General features: G+C 71.7%; 1 protein-coding gene. It reads right to left on the bottom strand.

The genetic code is table 11. From position 1 onward, the window contains the following. A partial coding sequence (locus J0695_RS39295) for a class I SAM-dependent methyltransferase (protein ID WP_206969639.1) occupies positions 1–429 on the bottom strand: 429 nt, incomplete at its 3' end. Between the last annotated feature and the right edge of the window lie 87 nt (positions 430–516).

Raw genomic sequence — 516 nt, forward strand, 5'->3', positions numbered from 1 at the left:
CCCGCCGGGCTTCGTCACCCGGTACAGCTCACGCAGCGCGGCGTCCGTGTCCTGGACGTTGCGCAGCCCGAAGGAGATGGTGACGGCGTCGAACACGTCGTCGCGGAAGGGGAGTTTCGTCGCGTCCCCGCCCGTCATCGGCAGCCAGGGGGTGCGCTCCTTGCCGACCTTGAGCATGCCGATGGAGAAGTCGCAGGGCACGACGTACGCACCCGCCTGCGCGAAGGGCATCGACGAGGTGGCGGTCCCCGCGGCGAGATCGAGGATCTTCTGCGCCGGGCGGGCGTCGACGGCCTTGGCGACCGCCTTGCGCCAGACGCGGTCCTGCCCGAGGGAGAGCACGTCGTTGGTGAGGTCGTAGTTCGCCGCCACGTCGTCGAACATCGAGGCGACTTCGTGCGGCTGCTTGTCCAGAGATGCGCGGGTCACGCCACCCATTGTGTCGTACGGGGGCCGCGCGATGGCGGGGGGCCGGGGTCGGGGCGCGCCAGCGCCCGTTTCGGGGGCGCCGCCCCC

Origin of the sequence: Streptomyces beijiangensis (assembly GCF_017315755.1) — a bacterium.
Taxonomy (GTDB): domain Bacteria; phylum Actinomycetota; class Actinomycetes; order Streptomycetales; family Streptomycetaceae; genus Streptomyces; species Streptomyces beijiangensis.